Source organism: Pantoea sp. R102, assembly GCF_004916815.1.
Classification (GTDB): domain Bacteria; phylum Pseudomonadota; class Gammaproteobacteria; order Enterobacterales; family Enterobacteriaceae; genus Pantoea; species Pantoea dispersa.
This window is the reverse complement of the sequence record NZ_SDFT01000030.1, coordinates 1-18862: the sequence shown is the minus strand read 5'-3', so window position 1 is coordinate 18862 and position 18862 is coordinate 1. Positions and strand designations below refer to the sequence as shown.

15 protein-coding genes are annotated in these 18862 nt (G+C 53.3%); 4 read left to right on the top strand and 11 right to left on the bottom strand.

Annotation, left to right across the window (positions count from 1 at the left end):
- Positions 1-3690, top strand: a 3690-nt coding sequence (putA, locus tag ERD80_RS04075) for a trifunctional transcriptional regulator/proline dehydrogenase/L-glutamate gamma-semialdehyde dehydrogenase (RefSeq protein ID WP_248295820.1), incomplete at its 5' end; no start/stop codon positions are given.
- Between the two features lie 155 nt (positions 3691-3845).
- On the opposite strand, the gene ERD80_RS04070 is transcribed toward putA, so the two are convergent.
- From ERD80_RS04070 to ERD80_RS04035, 8 genes are all read right to left on the bottom strand, one after another.
- Positions 3846-4928, bottom strand: a complete 1083-nt coding sequence (locus ERD80_RS04070; RefSeq protein WP_136545844.1) for an acyltransferase family protein — start codon at positions 4926-4928, stop codon at positions 3846-3848.
- 412 nt (positions 4929-5340) lie between these two features.
- Entirely contained in the window at positions 5341-6093 is a 753-nt protein-coding gene (gene tcyN, locus ERD80_RS04065) for an L-cystine ABC transporter ATP-binding protein TcyN (protein WP_136545841.1), read from the bottom strand.
- Positions 6090-6758, bottom strand: a complete 669-nt coding sequence (gene tcyL, locus ERD80_RS04060) for a cystine ABC transporter permease (protein WP_058757420.1) — start codon at positions 6756-6758, stop codon at positions 6090-6092. The genes tcyN and tcyL overlap by 4 nt, the downstream gene beginning before the upstream one ends.
- Entirely contained in the window at positions 6758-7558 is an 801-nt protein-coding gene (gene tcyJ, locus ERD80_RS04055) for a cystine ABC transporter substrate-binding protein (RefSeq protein WP_021509903.1), read from the bottom strand. Before tcyJ ends, tcyL begins: the two co-directional genes overlap by 1 nt.
- Positions 7559-7706: 148 nt before the next feature.
- Positions 7707-8693: a D-cysteine desulfhydrase gene (locus ERD80_RS04050; RefSeq protein ID WP_136545839.1), complete on the bottom strand. Its 987-nt coding sequence runs from the start codon at positions 8691-8693 to the stop codon at positions 7707-7709.
- A gap of 131 nt (positions 8694-8824) precedes the next feature.
- On the bottom strand, positions 8825-9328 hold the full coding sequence (gene fliZ / locus ERD80_RS04045) for a flagella biosynthesis regulatory protein FliZ (protein WP_031280184.1): 504 nt from the start codon (positions 9326-9328) through the stop codon (positions 8825-8827).
- 49 nt (positions 9329-9377) lie between these two features.
- Entirely contained in the window at positions 9378-10100 is a 723-nt protein-coding gene (locus ERD80_RS04040; RefSeq protein WP_021509900.1) for an RNA polymerase sigma factor FliA, read from the bottom strand.
- A 143-nt stretch (positions 10101-10243) separates the two neighbouring features.
- Positions 10244-11212, bottom strand: coding sequence for an HNH endonuclease signature motif containing protein (locus ERD80_RS04035; RefSeq protein WP_021509899.1), 969 nt, complete (start codon positions 11210-11212; stop codon positions 10244-10246).
- Positions 11213-11532: 320 nt separating this feature from the next.
- On the opposite strand from ERD80_RS04035, the gene rfbA reads away from it, so the two are divergent.
- Genes rfbA through rfbD form a run of 3 tightly spaced genes read left to right on the top strand, consistent with a single transcriptional unit; the run spans position 11533 to position 13791 of the window.
- Positions 11533-12399, top strand: a complete 867-nt coding sequence (rfbA, locus tag ERD80_RS04030) for a glucose-1-phosphate thymidylyltransferase RfbA (protein ID WP_125310830.1) — start codon at positions 11533-11535, stop codon at positions 12397-12399.
- A 1-nt stretch (position 12400) separates the two neighbouring features.
- Positions 12401-12949 carry a dTDP-4-dehydrorhamnose 3,5-epimerase gene (rfbC, locus tag ERD80_RS04025; protein WP_021509897.1) on the top strand — a complete coding sequence of 183 codons (549 nt, stop codon included), beginning with the start codon at positions 12401-12403 and terminating at the stop codon, positions 12947-12949.
- Positions 12934-13791, top strand: a complete 858-nt coding sequence (gene rfbD / locus ERD80_RS04020; RefSeq protein WP_136545837.1) for a dTDP-4-dehydrorhamnose reductase — start codon at positions 12934-12936, stop codon at positions 13789-13791. The genes rfbC and rfbD overlap by 16 nt, the downstream gene beginning before the upstream one ends.
- Positions 13792-13854: 63 nt before the next feature.
- Here rfbD and ERD80_RS04015 read toward each other — a convergent pair whose 3' ends face one another.
- The 3 genes from ERD80_RS04015 to ERD80_RS22400 form a co-directional block, all read right to left on the bottom strand.
- The gene (locus tag ERD80_RS04015; RefSeq protein ID WP_136545835.1) at positions 13855-17409 is read right to left on the bottom strand and encodes a glycosyltransferase; all 3555 of its coding nucleotides are present in this window, start codon (positions 17407-17409) and stop codon (positions 13855-13857) included.
- A 37-nt stretch (positions 17410-17446) separates the two neighbouring features.
- Positions 17447-18235 (bottom strand): class I SAM-dependent methyltransferase, encoded by a 789-nt coding sequence (locus tag ERD80_RS04010; RefSeq protein WP_136545833.1) that lies wholly within the window; start codon positions 18233-18235, stop codon positions 17447-17449.
- Positions 18228-18862: hypothetical protein (locus tag ERD80_RS22400; RefSeq protein WP_211145559.1), on the bottom strand; the 635-nt coding region annotated here is incomplete at its 5' end. The genes ERD80_RS22400 and ERD80_RS04010, both read right to left, overlap by 8 nt.

Genomic DNA, 18862 nt, shown 5'->3' with positions numbered 1-18862 from the left:
CTGGTGGAAGCGGAGCTGTGGTTATCGTTCCTGTATGCCAGCTATAACGGCGCGATGGTGGTGTATCTGGCGGAGATCATGCCCGCTGAAGTACGTGCTTCGGGCTTTTCGCTGGCTTACAGCCTGGCGGACAAGCTACGGCACCAAAAAGGGGCAACCGGACGCGCCGGCATGGTGCAAAGCCTGCTGCAGGAGTTCTCGCTCTCGTCGCAGGAAGGCGTGGCGCTGATGTGCTTGGCGGAAGCGCTGCTGCGTATTCCTGACAAGCCCACCCGCGATGCGCTGATCCGCGATAAAATCAGCAACGGCAACTGGCAGTCCCATCTGGGCCGCAGCCCGTCGATGTTCGTCAACGCCGCCACCTGGGGCCTGCTTTTTACCGGTCGTCTGGTCTCCACGCACAATGAAGCCAACCTGTCTAAATCGCTGAACCGCATCATCGGCAAGAGCGGCGAACCGCTGATCCGCAAAGGCGTGGATATGGCGATGCGCCTGATGGGCGAACAGTTTGTCACTGGCGAAACCATCGCCGAGGCGCTGGCCAACGCGCGCAAGCTGGAAGAGAAAGGCTTTCGCTACTCGTATGACATGCTGGGCGAAGCGGCACTCACCGCCAGCGATGCCAAAGCCTATCTGATCTCCTATCAGCAGGCGATTCACGCTATTGGTAAAGCCTCCAACGGACGCGGCATTTATGAAGGTCCGGGCATTTCCATCAAGCTGTCGGCACTGCATCCGCGCTACAGCCGCGCGCAGTATGAGCGGGTGATGGAAGAGCTTTATCCGATCCTGAAATCGCTGACGCTGCTGGCGCGCTCGTATGACATCGGCATCAACATCGATGCTGAAGAAGCCGATCGCCTGGAGCTGTCGCTCGATCTGCTGGAAAAACTCTGTTTTGAGCCGGAGCTGGAAGGCTGGAACGGCATCGGTTTCGTGATTCAGGCTTATCAGAAGCGCTGCCCGTTTGTGATTGATGCGCTGGTGGATCTGGCGCAGCGCAGCCGCCGTCGTCTGATGATCCGTCTGGTGAAAGGCGCTTACTGGGATAGCGAAATCAAACGCGCGCAGATGGAAGGCCTTGAAGGCTATCCGGTTTATACCCGCAAGGTGTATACCGACATCTCCTACCTCGCCTGCGCGCGTAAACTGCTGGCGGTGCCTAACCTGATTTATCCGCAGTTTGCCACCCACAACGCCCATACCCTGGCGGCGATCTACCAGCTGGCGGGCAACAACTACTATCCTGGCCAGTACGAGTTCCAGTGCCTGCACGGCATGGGCGAACCGCTGTACGAGCAGGTGGTGGGCAAAGTGGCCGACGGCAAGCTGAACCGGCCGTGCCGGATTTATGCGCCGGTCGGTACCCACGAAACGCTGCTGGCCTACCTGGTGCGTCGCCTGCTGGAAAACGGCGCCAATACCTCGTTCGTCAACCGCATCGCTGACAACACGCTGCCGATTGACGAGCTGGTGGCCGACCCGGTGGCTGCGGTGGAGAAAATGGGTGTCGCAGAAGGCGCCATTGGCCTGCCGCATCCGAAGATTCCGCTGCCGCGCGATCTGTATGGCGACAAGCGTGTTAACTCTGCCGGTCTGGATCTGGCCAACGAACACCGCCTGGCGTCGCTCTCCAGCGCCCTGCTCTCCAGCGCCAGCCAGCCGTGGCAGGCTCAGCCGATCATTGATGGCGAGCTGGGTAGCGGCAGCAGCCGCGCGGTGATCAACCCGGCCACGCCGGCGGATATCGTCGGTAGCGTGCGGGAAGCCACCCCTGAAGAGGTCTCCTGTGCGCTGGATGCCGCGGTGAATGCCGGACCGATCTGGTTCGCCACGCCGCCGCAGGAGCGCGCCGCGATCCTCGAACGTGCCGCCCAGACGATGGAAGACCAGATGCAGCAGCTGATTGGTTTGCTGGTGCGTGAGGCGGGTAAAACCTACAACAACGCCATTGCCGAAGTGCGCGAAGCGGTGGACTTCCTCTATTACTACGCCGGCATGGTGCGTGACGATTTCGATAACGAAACCCATCGCCCGCTCGGTCCGGTAGTGTGCATCAGCCCGTGGAACTTCCCGCTGGCGATCTTCACCGGCCAGATTGCCGCCGCCCTGGCAGCAGGCAACAGCGTGCTGGCGAAACCCGCCGAGCAGACGCCGCTGATTGCCGCGCAGGCGGTGCAGATCATGCTGGATGCCGGCGTACCGGCCGGCGTGCTGCAACTGCTGCCCGGTCAGGGCGAAACGGTGGGTGCGCAGCTGACCGGCGACGAGCGGGTGCGCGGCGTGATGTTCACCGGCTCAACCGCAGTCGCCACCCTGCTGCAGCGCAACCTGGCTGGCCGTCTCGATCCGCAGGGTCGCCCGACGCCGCTGATCGCCGAAACCGGCGGCATGAACGCCATGATCGTCGACTCTTCAGCGCTGACCGAACAGGTGGTGGTGGATATCGTGGCGTCCGCGTTTGACAGCGCCGGCCAGCGCTGCTCGGCGCTGCGTCTGCTGTGCATCCAGGACGATGTGGCTGACCACACGCTGAAGATGCTGCGTGGTGCCATGGCCGAATGCCGCATGGGCAATCCGGAGCGTCTGTCGACCGACGTCGGTCCGGTGATCGACGCTGAAGCCAAAGCCAACATCGAGCGCCATATCCAGGCGATGCGCAATAAAGGCTTCAAAGTGTATCAGGCGGTGCAGGAGCATGCGCAGGACAGCAAAGAGTGGCACAGCGGCACCTTTATCAAACCGACGCTGATTGAGCTCGATCAGGTGAGCGATCTGGATAAAGAGGTGTTCGGTCCGGTGCTGCACGTGGTGCGCTTTGCACGCAACAACCTGCCGCAGCTGATTGAGCAGATTAACGCTTCAGGCTATGGCCTGACGCTCGGCGTGCATACCCGTATCGACGAAACCATTGCGCAGGTGACGGCCGGGGCGAAAGTCGGCAACCTGTACGTTAACCGTAACATGGTCGGCGCGGTGGTCGGTGTGCAGCCGTTCGGCGGTGAAGGTCTGTCCGGCACCGGTCCGAAAGCCGGCGGTCCGCTCTATCTCTACCGCCTGCTGGCCAATCGTCCGGACGGTGCGCTGCGCATCACCTTTGATCGTCAGGATGCGGAGCGTCCGGTGGACAGCAGCGTGCGCGCCACGCTAATGAGCGCGCATCAGGCACTGCAGAGCTGGGCACAGGATAAGCCGGAGCTGCTGGCGCTGTGTCAGCGTTTCGATGCGCTGAGTCAGGCCGGGACCGTGCGACTGCTGCCGGGCCCGACCGGTGAGCGCAACACCTTTACATTGCTGCCGCGCGATCGGGTACTGTGTATCGCGGACAATCAGCAGGATGCGCTGATTCAGCTGGCGGCGGTCACCAGCGTCGGTAGCCAGGCACTGTGGCAGGATGACGAGCTGCATCGGACGCTGCGCCAGTCGCTGCCGGCCGCGGTGCAGGCGCGCATCACGCTGGCGAAAGATGTGCTGGCGGCGGAGTTTGATGCGGTGATCTATCACGGCGATGCCGATCAGCTGCGCAGCCTGTGCGAACAGATTGCCGCCCGCGAAGGCGCGATTGTGTCAGTGCAGGGCTTTGCCCGCGGCGAGACCAATCTGCTGCTGGAACGTCTGCTGATTGAGCGCTCGCTGAGCGTCAATACCGCGGCCGCCGGCGGCAACGCCAGCCTGATGACCATTGGTTAAGTAAAGCAGGATCGCCATGGATGGCGTAATGGAGATCGGTGAAGGACACCGCAAGTTGCAATAAGGCCGTAGCGGCGCTATTCATTGTGCGATGAATCGCGCCGCTACGAAATGTGCCCTCGTTTTTGTACCACTTTAAAACTTAACAGCGCACATCACGCCACCGACTTACTGCGTTTCAAACCAATCAGCGTCGGGAACACAAACAGCGACTGCCCCAGCCCGCGGTTGGTCAGCGACCACACCGCCATCGAACACAGCGAACAGATGCCGACAATTGCCAGCGGATAGAAGCACGCCCACAGCAGCGCGAACCACGCCTGCTCAAACAGATGATGGCGCTGCGCAAACAGAATCGCCGACATGCCGAAGAACTCAATAAAAATGCGGTGGATAACGTAGATCTGCAGCGTGTTGCGGCCAATCCAGTTGAAGTAACGCATGCTGAAGTGCGCGTTGAGCCAGCGGCACGCCGCCACGCTCACCAGCACCGCGATGATGCACATGAACAGGCTCTTATCGAGGCCAAAAATCACGTGCAGGCCGGACAGTGCGGCCAGCGCGGCCCACGGCAGAAGGTTCTCGCGGCGCAGCTGACTCAGGCGCAACATCAGCGGGCTCCAGAACGCGCCCAGCAGGAAGAACAGGAAGTACTGCGCCACGCTCTGCGGTCCCCAGTAGGGAATGATCTTCTCCACCGCCAGATAATTCAGCACCACCGCCGCCACCAGCAGCGCCATTTTGTGCTGACGGAAGATTTTGGCGCACAGGAAGTAGATCGCCAGACCGTACAGATACCACGAGGTGCTCATCGCCAGGAAGGTCAGCTTAAGGAACTCCAGCAGCGAACCGGCATAAGCCGCGTTGAGGTTCTGCGAGATACGCTGGCCGGTGATTTCAGTCGAAATGCCGACAATCGACCACCACTGAATAAAGCCCCACAGCACATAGAGATAGAACAGATTGGTAATGCGGCTGGTAAACACCTGTTTCCACGGCCGGTTGAGAATGCCGTTGGTGGCAAGCAGGCCGGAGACGAAGAAAAAGGCGGGCATACGCAACGGTGATAACACCGTATTAAACTGCACCCATATTTCCGCCGGGATCCAGCCGGCGCTGAGATATTTAACCGTGCCTTCAAAGCCCGGTAATACGGTGTGGTACAGCACCACCAGTAATATGCACACCCCTTTCAGGGTATTCACCCATGCAATATCTTCTTTCCTGGCGTTATTCATATTTTTGACTCCTGCTGCGGTGTAGGTCTTAAAGGAGAAGAATGAAGAAACAGGCAGTGAAGCCTTTATGGTTATTCAACGATTATTCAACAAGCAGCAGGGACTGACTCTAGCGAAACTCCTAAAACTTTTTCGCTGGTCCTGATATAACAATACTTTACAGTACCAGAGATAAACTGACCGCCCGGATTTTCGCCCGTGAACGACTGTTATTTAAGCATTCATGGCGTAATTTGACGGTGCGCCGCGCACGTATTGCCGCACGGAAATTAAGAACATTCCGCAGCGGAGTAAACCAGCATTAATTATATCGCCGGAAAATAAATTTAATAATGCGTCAAAAAGGTAAGCGCGGCATTTAATATTTTGCTAGCGGGGAAATAATTCGGGCCAGCGAACCGGCCCGGAGAGATTATTGATTGAGAAACTTGTCGAGAAATTGCCGGGTGCGTGCCTGCTGCGGATTACTGAACAGCGCTTTCGCCGGGCCCTGCTCCACAATACGCCCCTGATCCATAAAGATGGCGCGATCGGCGACGTCACGCGCGAAGCTCATCTCATGCGTAACGATCACCATAGTGCGTTTCTCCTGCGCCAGCGCGCGGATGGTGCTGAGCACCTCGCCCACCAGTTCAGGATCCAGCGCCGAGGTTGGCTCATCGAACAGAATCACCTGCGGATGCATCGCCAGCGCCCGGGCAATTGCGACGCGCTGCTGCTGACCGCCGGAAAGCCGGCGCGGGAAACTCTCTTCCTTACCGTGCAGACCGACCTTCTCCAGCAGCGTGCGTGCGCGCGCAATGGCTTCCGCCTTCGCTTCGCCTTTGACGATCACCGGCCCTTCAATGATGTTCTCCAGCACCGAACGGTGCGGGAACAGATTGAAGTTCTGGAACACAAAGCCGACCTGCTGGCGCAGTTGCCGCACTTTATCCTTCTGCTTGTGCAGGCCGAGGCTGGCGTCGATGCTGATGTCACCGACTTTGACCAGGCCGCTTTCCGGCACTTCCAGCAGATTAATACTGCGCAGCAGCGTGGTTTTGCCCGAACCGCTCGGACCGATGATCGCCACCACTTCGCCGGGCGCGACATCGAGATCGATACCGTGCAGCACCGTCTGGCCGTGAAACTGTTTCACCAGCTGACGGACTTCAATTGCACTCATCTTGCCTCCCGATCCTGACGATTGACGTGCGCTTCCAGCCGGTTTTGCAGCGCCGACAGCACCGTAGCCATCACCCAGTAAATCAGCGAGGCCGCCAGATACATGGTGAACACTTCCAGGGTGCGCGAAGTGATCAGCTGCGCCTGCCGGAACAGCTCCGGCACCTGAATGGTGGCCGCCAGCGAGGTATCTTTCACCAGGCTGATAAAGCTGTTACCGAGCGGTGGCAGTGCGGTGCGCGCCGCCTGCGGCAGAATAACGCGACGCAGCGTCTGCCACGGCGTCATGCCGATACTGGCGGCCGCTTCCCACTGACCGCGCTCAATAGCCGCAATCGCGCCACGCAGCGATTCCGAGGCATAGGCCGCGGTGTTGAGCGACAAACCAATCATCGCCGATGGAATCGGGTCGAGCTCAATGCCAAACTGCGGCAGACCGTAGTAGATCATAAACAGCTGGGCAATCAGCGGCGTGCCGCGAAAGATAGACACATAGAAACGCGCCAGCCAGTTAACCGGCCAGAAGCGTGACAGGCGCATCAGCGCCAGCACGAAGCCGAGTATCAGGCCGAAGAACATCCCGCCGATACTCAGCTGCAGCGTGAACAGCGCGCCCTTCAGCAGAAAAGGTGCTGAATCCAGCACCAGCTGTAAACTTTCCTGCATTATTTCGTGACGTCCGCGCCGAACCACTTCTCAGACAGCTTGCTCAGCGAGCCATCCTTCTGCATGTCGGCAATCGCACCATCAATCGCTTTCAGCAGCGATTCATTGCCTTTGCGCAGCGCCACGCCCGCTTCCAGACGGGAGAACGCCGGGCCAGCCACCGCCATGGTATTGCCGGTTTTCTTCACCAGATCCAGCGCGGCTAAGCGGTCAACCAGAATGGCATCAACGCGGCCTGAACGCAGATCCTGATATTTGGTTGGGTCATCATCATAGGTGCGGATATCGACGCCTTTGACGTTGTCGCGCAGCCACTGCTCATAGTTAGAACCGAGACCCACGCCAACTTTCTTGCCGGACAGATCTTCCGGTTTGGTGATCGAGCCCGCGTTCTTCTTCAGCGTCAGCGCCTGCACGCCAGAGATGGTGTACGGCGTGGAGAAGTCATACTTCTTCTTGCGCTCGTCGGAGATGGTCACCTGGTTGATCACCACGTCGATACGTTTGGAATCCAGCGAGGCCAGCATACCGTCCCATTTGGTCGGTTTGAGATCCGCTTTCACGCCGAGGTGTTTTGCCAGCTCCTGGGCAAACTCGACTTCAAAACCGGTCAGCTTGCCGTTTTCATCCTGGAAGCTGAACGGCGGATAGGTGCCTTCCAGCCCGACGCGCAGCTCACCTTTGCTCTTGACCTGCGCCAGCAAATCTTCTGCCGCAAAGCTTTTTACGTTCACGCCCGCCACCAGTGCGACCGCCATCATTCCCATCACCAGCTGGCGACGAATCGGAGAGAAAGCCATGTTTACCCCATTATTGTGATGTGTTGTGTGCTTATGGTTAATTAACGCTCATTTTGGGCGCGGCGCTTTATCTCGCAATAAAGGGTACCGCTCCGGCATGTGCTCTTTGTAATAACCGCTGAATTATAAACCTTTTTCTGCTGCTGTCTCATACCGAAGGATGATAAGCAAATAACGCCGGTGCGCCGCCGGTATGCACAAACAGCAGCGGCCCTTCCCGGCGGAAACGGTTCTGGCTGATGCCATCGATCAGACCCGCCATCGCTTTGCCGGTGTAGACCGGGTCGAGCATAATGCCCTCCAGCCGCGCCAGCAGGCGCACCGCTTCCATGCCTTCGTCATTGGGTTCGCCGTAGCGCGGCGCAAAATAGTCATCCCACAGGGTTAGCGGCGCACGCGCTTCCAGCTCCAGCTGCTGTGCCAGCGCGCTGCGAATGCGCTCCACCACCGGCAGCTGCGCCTCAACCTTGCGCGACACCGTCACGCCCACCAGCTCGCTATTCGGCAGCAGCTGTTCCAGACCGACCGCCAGCCCGGCATGCGTCCCGGCACTGCCCGACGCCACCACCACCGCAGCGAAATCCACCACGCCTTCGCTTTGATGGGCGATCTCCTGCGCGCATTCGACGTAGCCGAGCGCGCCAAGCGCATTCGAGCCGCCCACCGGCACAATGTAAGGCCGGAAGCCCTGCGCTTCCAGCCGTTCTGCCTGCTCTGCCAACTGCTGCGGTGGATTGTGCAGCGCATCAACTATCACGACCTCGACATCCATCAGGTCCAGCAGCAGGCGGTTGCCGTTGCTCAGGTAGTTGGCGGCGTCGGTGCCAATCGGGTTCTCCAGCAGCGCCACGCACTTCAGGCCGAGACGCGCCGCCACGGCTGCCGTCTGGCGCACGTGGTTGGACTGGATCGCACCAGCGGTCAGCAGCACATCGGCACCTTCTCGCAACGCATCGGCAGCGAGAAACTCCAGTTTACGCAGCTTGTTACCGCCCAGCGCCACCGGCGTGACGTCATCACGTTTAATAAAGATATCGCGTCCGAGGTAATCAGACAGGCGTGGCAAATGCTCTAATGGCGTCGGTGCGCCAAGCAGTTCAAGACGGGGAAACTGGTGCAGAAGATGTAAGGACAATGCAGCCTCCATTCGGGCAATGTGCAGTTATCCCTACAGTGTTGCAGAAGATGAGAAAAGTCGCATCCGGAATTGATCGCGACGCGCCCCGGTTGCTGGCATGCTCACCAGTAACCGGGGCTGAATCACCCTTAGCCGCGCTGCCAGCCTAAGAACTGGTCATATTTGCGCAGTGCAATACGGTAGTTATTGTTGCCCGCATCGGGCAGATCGTTTTGCAGACACTCATGCCAGCTGTTGCCCCGTAACCTTTCTGCCGGGAAATTTTTCGCTTTCAGCATGTCATCAAGACGACGCAGACGCACCACATATTCACGAATGGTACTGTGACTCATCTCGGTCTGCTCAAACAGATATTGTTTGAACGCCATGATATCGAAGTAATTCGGATGGGTATTACAAAAAATATCGCTGCAGAAACGGCACAGCGCCGTCAGTTCCGGCTGGAGTTTCATCCATACCTGATCGTCAATCATCTGGTCCATGCGTGCGATGGCCTCTTTATTGATGATCTGGCCGCGGAACACTAACGCCATACGGTCTAAAACTTTGCCACAGTGTGAACAGTTGCTTTGGCTGTGTTTGTAGTCTTTAAGGTAGCGACTTAACGGTCTGGCTTTAACTTTGGCTCCCATTGCTGAGTCCCCGGTTTTTTTATTTTTGGTTCCCCAGGAACTGAGTCTGTTAGCGCGCTCCCGTCAAACGGGCCCGCAGGCGTTTGATCGCCTGACTGTGCAACTGGCTGACGCGGGATTCCCCCACTTCCAGCACCGCGCCAATCTCTTTCAGGTTCAGTTCTTCCTGGTAGTACAGTGTGAGCACCAATTTTTCGCGTTCAGGCAACGCCTCAATCGCTTCAATCACGCGTTCACGCAGGTTTCCTTCCATTAACTGATGCAACGGGTTGGCTTCCTCATGCCCCTCCGTGACCAGTTCCGCACTGTCGCCGTGTTCTTCCCGATACTCGTCGTACGAGAAAAGCTGGCTGTTATTGGTATCCAGCAGAATCTGCCGGTACTCTTCCAGCGAAACATTCAACCGCTCAGCCACTTCCTGCTCGGTAGCCGCGCGCCCCAACGCTTGCTCTACCTGATGCATAGCGCCGGCCACCTCGCGCGCATTACGACGTACGCTGCGTGGTGCCCAGTCGCGGCTGCGCAGCTCATCCAGCATTGCGCCCCGGATACGCTGCACGGCGTAGGTGGTAAAGGCGGTGCCCTGCAGCGCGTCATAGCGCTCCACGGCATTCAGTAAGCCAATACCACCGGCCTGCAGCAGATCGTCAAGCTCAACGCTGGCTGGCAAACGCACCTGCAGGCGCAGCGCTTCATGCCGCACCAGAGGAACGTAGCGCTGCCAGAGCGAATGTTTATCCATCACGCCATCGGCGGTATAGAGATCGTTCACGTTGACTACCCTGCGTTAATAAAGTTATCGGCATGATTATCCAATTCTGTAGCGGTTTCGATTGGCAGAATAGGCAGGCAAAAGCGAGGTTATTTCAAATTTGTTATGGATGGCGGTGGATCGCACCGCCATTGTGCGCAGGTTCAGCGCAGATTACGCAGCCGCTGCCTTGTGCCAGGCGGGACGGCGTCCCACAGCGCACAGGTTTTGCCCTCAAGCGCCTGATAAAAAGGGCTAATGGACTCGTCGCATTCCAGCGCGGAATTAAACAGCACCTGACCGGTTTCTGCGTCAATGCTAATCATTTTATTGATAAACAGCCGCTGCAGGTCGCTGCGCAGGAACAGGCCGTTGTCGACGCTGTTATCCGCCAGAAAGCCCTCTTCATTCTCCTGGGTGTCGATATGGCAGGCTTCCACCCACGGCCAGCTGTGGCGCTCGGTTAAACGCGTACCGGTAATAATGCAGGCACCATAGCGCGCTTTCACCGCCGCGCTGAACTCCGCCTGGCTGGCGCGCTGGAACACTTTTGCCTTGACGCGCCGCCCCACTTCAGTACCCGGCATCACCGCGCTGGGCATTTTCTGCTGCGGCGTGCTGAGCACCACTAAAAACTGGATCTTGCGCGAAAGCGGGAAACAGGGATGCGCCTGCGGATCGAACAGCTGCCAGTACTCATCCTCTTCGGTCTGACGCATCAGCACCAGCTTAAAACCGCGGCTGTTGAGCAGGTTTTGCGCTTCCGCCGAGCGGGGATCGAGCATCGCGTACACCCGGGTTTCGCCGATCACTTTCCAGCGTCCGCTTTTACGCGCTTCATCGTTACGACGAAAATAGAGAAACGCCTGCTGATTTTTAAGGTAATGCTCGAATCGGCGCAGGTAGTTTTTGCGCTCGTTATCGTCGGAAACAAACAGCAGATCCTCCAGCGGACTGTTCAGCTCCTCCTGCGCAAACAGCGCGCGGATCACCAGGTTGCGGTAGCTGGTTGACGGGCTGAGCAACCCGCGGGCGGTGAGCTCCTTCTCATCAGGATGCTGCTGCGCATAGCGCAGCGCGATCTCATCGAAGGTCAGTTGCTCACCCGGTAACAAGTCATAATTGAAGCGCATAGACACCCCAGAAACAGGAAAAATAGAGCGTAAAAATTGGAATGATTCTGAAGAGGGTTATCGGCAGTTCTGACGCAGGCTGTAACAGGATGGTTACTTTTTTGAGGTTATGATGCGCAAGGGGAAATCGTCTGCCGCGTAAGAGCCCAATTTGATTTAGCTCAGCAGGAATGCCCACGCGCTGCTTTTCTCTCCTTCCGCTTATCCCCGGCAATGCCCGCTTTTTTATCGGTTATTCGCGCCATCAATTATTCCTGTGCGCTCGTATGCTCACAGCATGACTCTGTGGAGAGCAGAGACGCGTAATAAGGAAGGCAATGATGAAAGGTATAGTGCTGGCGGGCGGGACAGGTTCCCGCCTGCATCCTGTAACCTGCGGCGTATCGAAGCAGCTGTTACCGGTTTATGACAAACCGATGATTTACTATCCACTTTCGGTGCTGATGCTGGCAGGCATTCGTGACATCCTGGTGATTACTACCGCTGAAGATCTGGCGGGATTCCAGCGTTTGCTGGGCGACGGCAGCCATTTCGGCGTCAATCTGCAGTTTGCGGTGCAGCCATCACCCGATGGCCTGGCCCAGGCGTTTATCATCGGTGAGTCTTTTATTGCCGGTGAGCGCTGCGCATTAGTGCTGGGCGATAACATTTTCTTTGGTCAAAGCTTTGGTAAAAAGCTCGAAGATGTGGTCGCGCGACCGCAGGGTGCTACGGTATTTGGCTACCAGGTGATGGACCCTGAGCGCTTCGGCGTGGTGGAATTTGATAAGCAGTTCCGCGCGCTGTCCATTGAAGAAAAACCGCTACAGCCAAAATCGAACTATGCCGTCACCGGCCTCTATTTTTACGATAAAAACGTCTGCGCCATGGCGCGGGAAGTTCGCCCTTCTCACCGCGGCGAACTGGAAATTACCACCCTCAATCAGATGTATCTCGACGATGGGTTGCTCAACGTCGAAGTGCTGGGACGTGGCTTTGCCTGGCTCGACACCGGTACCCACGAGAGCTTACTCGAAGCGTCACACTTCATTCATACCATTGAAAAGCGCCAGGGCTTCAAAATTGCCTGTCTGGAAGAGATCGCCTGGCGCAAGCGCTGGATCGGCAGCGAGTCGCTGCTGCAGCGCGCCGCCTATCTCGGCAAAACGCAGTATGGTCACTATCTGAAGATGCTGGTGGAGGAGTGAGATGGAGGTCATCACCACGAAAATTGCTGATGTAAAAATTATCCAGCCTAAAGTGTTTGGCGATGCCCGCGGCTTCTTCCTCGAAACCTTTGAGAAGCGGCGTTATCAGCAACTGCTGGATATCGACCTGGATTTTGTGCAGGACAACTACTCCCGTTCGGCGCGTAACGTGCTGCGCGGGCTGCATTTTCAGAAAACCCAGCCGCAAGGCAAACTGGTGCGCGTGGTACGCGGCGCGGTGTTTGACGTTGCCGTCGATATCCGTGCGGATTCGCCCACCTTTGGCCAATGGACCGGGCTGGAGCTGTCTGAAGAGAACAAAACCCAGCTGTGGATCCCACCGGGTCTGGCACATGGTTTTGTGGTGCTCTCCGAGGTCGCTGACTTCGAATACAAATGTACTGATTACTACAACCCACAGGATGAAGCCTGCCTGATGTGGAATGACGCTGAAATTGCGGTGCAATGGCCGGTAGCGACGCCTCTGCTATCGGTAAAAGATCAACAAGGACTCTCCCTGCAGGAGTTAGTGCAATGCGCGTTTTGTTAACCGGTGCTTATGGCCAGCTTGGCCGTTGTTTACTGGATCGGGTGCCGGCAGAGTGGGTGCTGCTGGCCTGTGGCTCTGCCGAGTTAGATATTACCGACCGCCCGGCGGTGGAACGGGTGGTGAAGAAATTCCGTCCCGATGTGATCATCAATGCCGCCGCGTATACCGCGGTCGATAAGGCAGAAACCGACCGTATCCGCGCCATGAAGGTCAACGCCATCGGCCCGGAAAATCTCGCCATCGCCGCTCACCAGCAGGGCACCCGCTTGATTCATCTCTCCACCGATTATGTGTTTGATGGCAGTAAAAAAACGCCTTATACCGAAAGCGATCTGCCCTGCCCGATTAATTTCTACGGACTGAGCAAATGGGAGGGTGAGAAACGTGTATTCTCCGTGCTGCCGGACGCCGTAGTGATTCGCACCTCATGGGTGTTCAGTGAGTACGGTGCAAACTTTGTCAAAACCATGCTGCGGCTGGCAGAAACCCGCAGCGAAATCAGCGTGGTGAACGATCAGTCCGGCTGCCCGACCTATGCCGGCGATCTGGCACAGGCGATTATCACCCTGGCATCCCGTGCGGAAGCCGCCGGCGTTTATCATTACTGTGGCGATGTGGCGGTCAGCTGGTGCGAATTCGCCCAGGCGATTTTTGTGGCCGCGCAGCGGGATGTGCTGGTGAAAGGGATTGGCAGTGCGCAATATCCGATGGCAGCGGCAAGGCCGGTAAACAGCGTAATGAACACCGCGCGGATAGCGGCGCTGGGGGTTGAGGCATCGGACTGGCAAAATAAACTTACCGCGGATTTTTTTCCGCAGAGTGAAAGTTCAGCTATCGCCTGATAACACGATAGCTGATTTGCTTCATGCATAAAAAACCCGGATTAAACCGGGTTTTTTATTCACTTAATCAGGCAACCAGAGCTTTGCCCACTGCCTTAACGGTTCGCCCGTCAACAGCCAGTCACTTCTTACTGCCTCGCGCAGCGCATCACCCATAAGCCAGGACGTATCACGATCGTTCAGGTGCATTTCGATGGCTTCAATCCAGTCTTTGTAACGGTTACGTACTAAAGTCACTGGCAGGTTATAGCGATAACACTCAACGTCGCTTGCAATGACTGGAAAACCACAGGCGCCATATTCAAGCAGACGTAAATTACTCTTACAGCGGTTAAATAAATTATCTTCAACCGGCGCTAACGCCAGATCCAGATTTAATGATGCGAGTTTTTCTGGGTAGTCTTTAATCTCAACGCCCTGATGATATTCGTGAATATATGGACGCAATTTAGCTGGACACATGCCGAAGAATACCCACTCCACTCGATCCGAAAGAGTCTTTACCACATCATAAATCATTTCCAGATCGCCTGTATGGCTTGAGCCTCCTGCCCAACCCACCCGCGGTTTTTTACTTTGCCCTCGCAAACTAGTCAGGTTGCCCCATGTAGCTGGCGGAAGTCGGTTTTCCACCACTCTGATATCAGCATGAGCGCCTGAAAACGCATCTGCCAGCGCTGAGGTAGAAACGATGAAACGATCTACCAAACTGAGACTTTTACGAATCGACTTCAAAATATCTTTAGGCATATGTTCACGATGAATGCTCTTCATCGGTAAATTAGGTAAGTAGTCGTCAAGCTCGAAAACTTTAAAAATGTCAGGTAACACCTTCAATCGATTTAACCACTCATGCGATTCAGGAGTGATCTGCCTTTGCAACACTATACTGTCCGGTGCATAACGGGCAAGTTCCGAAGCATGTTGCATTACATCCGTTAATCTGCCCTCAACCAGCCCTTCTGAGATCATTGCATTCAGTGGCTGAATGATTCTATATTGACCACATCCGGTAAAATCCGCCATTAATGCGGTAATTACAGGCATTGGTTTCCATGAGAGCGGCCGCCAGGTTAAAGCATCACCTTGCTCAAGTTCAAAACCATTACCATTGAGTGAAAGATTAGCGTTGTATGCAGGATCATTTGCAATTAATGGCATCCAGCGGCGATAAAAAGCATCCTGCTCATCAGTAAATCTGCGGATCTTTTTTTCCTGCGTTGTTTTATCGACTCGCTTTTGGCTCACGCTACCTTCATGCATTACCACAGCGTGAGGTGTCCATACGGTTAAATATCCAGATTCACGTACTTTTAAACATAGATCAACATCGTTATATGAAACCTTAAAGTCTTCTTCGTTGAGTCCACCTACTTCTCTGTAAATTTCTGCACGAATCATCAGACACGCAGCCGTAACAGCGGCGTAGTTTTGGTCAACCAACAGGCGGCGCATATAACCAGGTGCGTCTGCAGCTTCACCAATAAAAGGATGCTCAGCTGGACCACGTAAACCGAGAATTACACCAGCATGCTGTACACGACCATCAGGATAAAGTAATTTGGCCCCAACGATCCCAACTTCGGGCCGTTGTGCGTGATTCAACAGCTCGTCTAACCAGTTTTCATTGATTATTGCTGTATCATTATTGAGTAAAACCAAATACTCACCACGGGCTTCACGAGCTGCAAAATTATTTATGGCCGAGTAGTTGAAGGGGTGGGGATAACTAAGTACTCTTATGCGTTTCGGATCAATTTCAGCTAATCCGGCCAGCCACTGCTGCGCTTCAGCGGTTTCACTGTTATTATCTACGACAATAATTTCGTAGTTTTTATAATGCGTCTTTTCTAAAAGAGAAGTGACACACGTGATGAGTACTGGCAATTGATCTTTAGTAGGAATGATAATTGAAACCAGCGGCTGATTTGCGTGTTCGTAGCGAAGGCTATATAAACCAGGCCATGTGTTTTTCACCCAACCTTTTGTGTATCCACGCCTGTGCAAATGCTTCTGAAGAATATCCCGATACTCTGGTTCGTCAGTTAATAAAAAACTTTCAGAAATAACCAGAGGTTCTGGCAGATGACCAATACTATTGATACCATATTGCTCGACCAGACGAACAATAAGTTCGAACTCAGATGCTTTACGGTAGGCTGGGTCAAATCCACCCACATTCAACAGCACATTTCGATTATAAAGCCAGTGTTTTGCCATTTCCGCAGGGTGGCTTAGTAACAAATCAAGATTGAAGTCAGGCCGAAATGATGAGCCTGTCACCTCACCAGATTGATGATAAAGCTCATCAGCATAAACTGCAGCACATCCTTTCGCATCAGGCAGGGCGAACGACATTTGCAATAAACCACTGCTAGTCAAAATAGAGCCTGCTTTAAGAATGAGAACCCAGTCAACTGTAGCTTCTGACAAATGTTGATTAACAAGCTCAAACTCATTCAGATCGCTATTCTTCAGATTCTCAATGGAGGTAAAATCAATTAAATTTGCATTGATCAGCACTGGATGAATTATTAATCCTGGTGTGGCATTTTTCTCCAGGCTATCTAGTGTGACATTAATACTTTCATTATCTGCTTCTCTGGCAAGCACATATACAACAACTTTATTAATTGAAATTGAAGACAGGTGATTTTCTATATAAGCAGACTGGACTTTCGTTATTTCCCGACTTTTTAACCAGTCATCAAGGTTCTTGTTAGCACGACTGCCACCTGAAAGATGCAAAGCACTACTCAGCGCCGCGAGCAAATTACATTCAATATAATTTCCTGGATGAGTAAGAGCAGATGCGCGCACTGTCTGGTTGGTGATATGATCGCCTTTGTACCAACCCAATTTCTCGATCATTAATGGAAATTGTTGGTAAGTTGTAGCCACAGCTTCCTGATCCGAAGCGGCCATCTGGCTGACTTGCTGTTCTGAGATACGGAATTGCGAAAGTGGTTCACTGAGAAAAGCAAAATTTCCTTTACTGAGTAAATTGACATAAATCGCCACATCCCCCAGATAACGCATGCGCTTTCCATTCAGAAAGAATAATTCATCTCCCAGATCTACTAAGTCCTGGTGGCGGCAAAGCACACATGAAGGTTCACCAATGAAATTGATGATATAATCACTAAGGAACGCGATTAAATCTCGCCCTTCAATGATAACATCTCCACGAAAAGGATATGCTGTGGCCATGATATCAGGAAGAACATCGCCTTGCTCATTGATCCTCTGGCGGCGCGAGGAAGCTAACACTATATCCGAAGAGGCAGTGAATGCTTTCATCAGTTTAGAAACGCAATCTTTACGTAATATGTCGTCGTCATAAAGAAACTTGACATACTCACCGTTAGAAAGTGACAGGCAGCGTCTGACATTGCCAATTTCCTGTAATCTTTGCTCATTCTTATAATATGATATTTTTACAGGCGTAGTGTTTTGATATTTCCTGACAACGTTACTAATTAAATCGCTATCACTGTCATCGCAAACTATTATTTCAACCGCAGGATAATCTTGCTGCACAGCACTTTGCAAAGACAGTTCAAAGAAATCACCTTTATATGCTGGTATTATTATTGAAACCAGTTTATTCTCTTTCATCGCATCACCGCTTACTGAGGTTAAATATCAGCAGAAATTAATTACGTTTATAACGCAAACTTTTAAGGATAAATAAAGGCCGATTAAGAAACTCGCCTAAAGCATCGTCCCGCTGCAGATTGCCTTCATTGATCGACTCATAAACAACCTCTTTATCCGTCTTAACTTGAGCTACAGCAATACTCTCAATCTGCCAAAACCCTTCAATTCCTTCAGTGATAAACTCAATCAACTCTTTTTTTGTACCTGTTGTAAAAAGTGGAAGTTTACTATCACCGCGCCAGTTAAACCCTAACTGAAAAATCAATGTTTCACAGCTTTCAGATACCTTATTTAGCTGTTCAATTATTTTATGCCTGGCATTATTTTTTGAAACGGATGCATCACCATAGTCATCGCCAACATGGTGTAAAACGTTTAGAAGCAAGCCAACATCGGCTCTTAGTGAGGAGTCTGAAAACTCATAATAACTATTGTTAACTGTAATTACTTCTTGGTATCCCAGTAAATTTGCAGCTTGCTTCACAAAGTCGGCATGGTTTTTATTGCCTTCATAACAGATTAAATGCGCCGCGCCTAAACTGAGAAACGAGAGTGAGAAAAAACCCAGGTTACATCCAATATCAAATATCACCTTGTCTTTGATTTTTATTTTATTTTTAATATAATCCAGGCGTGCCTCTTCGGAACGAGAACCTGGATTATAATCAACATGACCAAGCCTAATACGTAGCTCTTCAGGCAATACCTGGTACAGCGCATGTTTGCCAGAACTGGATTCTGACTTCAATCTGTCTTTAATTTCATCGATTAAATTATTATTCATTGCGCTTCACCCACTTAAAAACATTTAATTTATTGAAATAATACATGGAAAAGTTTTTTCTCAACTCCAGAAAAAAAAGACGCCAGGTATCCCTATGAAGATAGATGTCTCCTGGTATAGATTTTAAAATAAAAAACAGAGAAGATTCATTCAGTGAAAAATAGTCCCTTACCTTTCCACCTTTGACCCATGTCTCAATTAATCCGTTAAGCCACAAATAGTTACTGGTATTTTTATTTTCTTTTTTCGAATTAACAAGATTATCTACAGGCGACATGCCTTGCTGGATAGCAAGCTGAAAAGGTCCCCACAAGCGAGGGTTTGCTTCAATTACCCAACTCTTGCCTTCACTAATCATAATTTCAACCATTACCAATCCGTAGAAATCTACGCTAGTAAATGCATCAATAATCCGTTGTTCAAAAAGAAGATCAGGACAATCGCAAGCTTGGGCAGCAATCATTGATTTACCATTCGCCTGCTGCAATAAGTTTCGCTGGTAGCAAATCTGAGCCGTACCATCCTTGTTAACTCTCATCAGAAAGTAATAGCTGGCACCGTCTATATATTTTTGATAGAAATAATCGCTCTTATTTTTTATTTTCTGATGTTTACTAAGGCCATAAT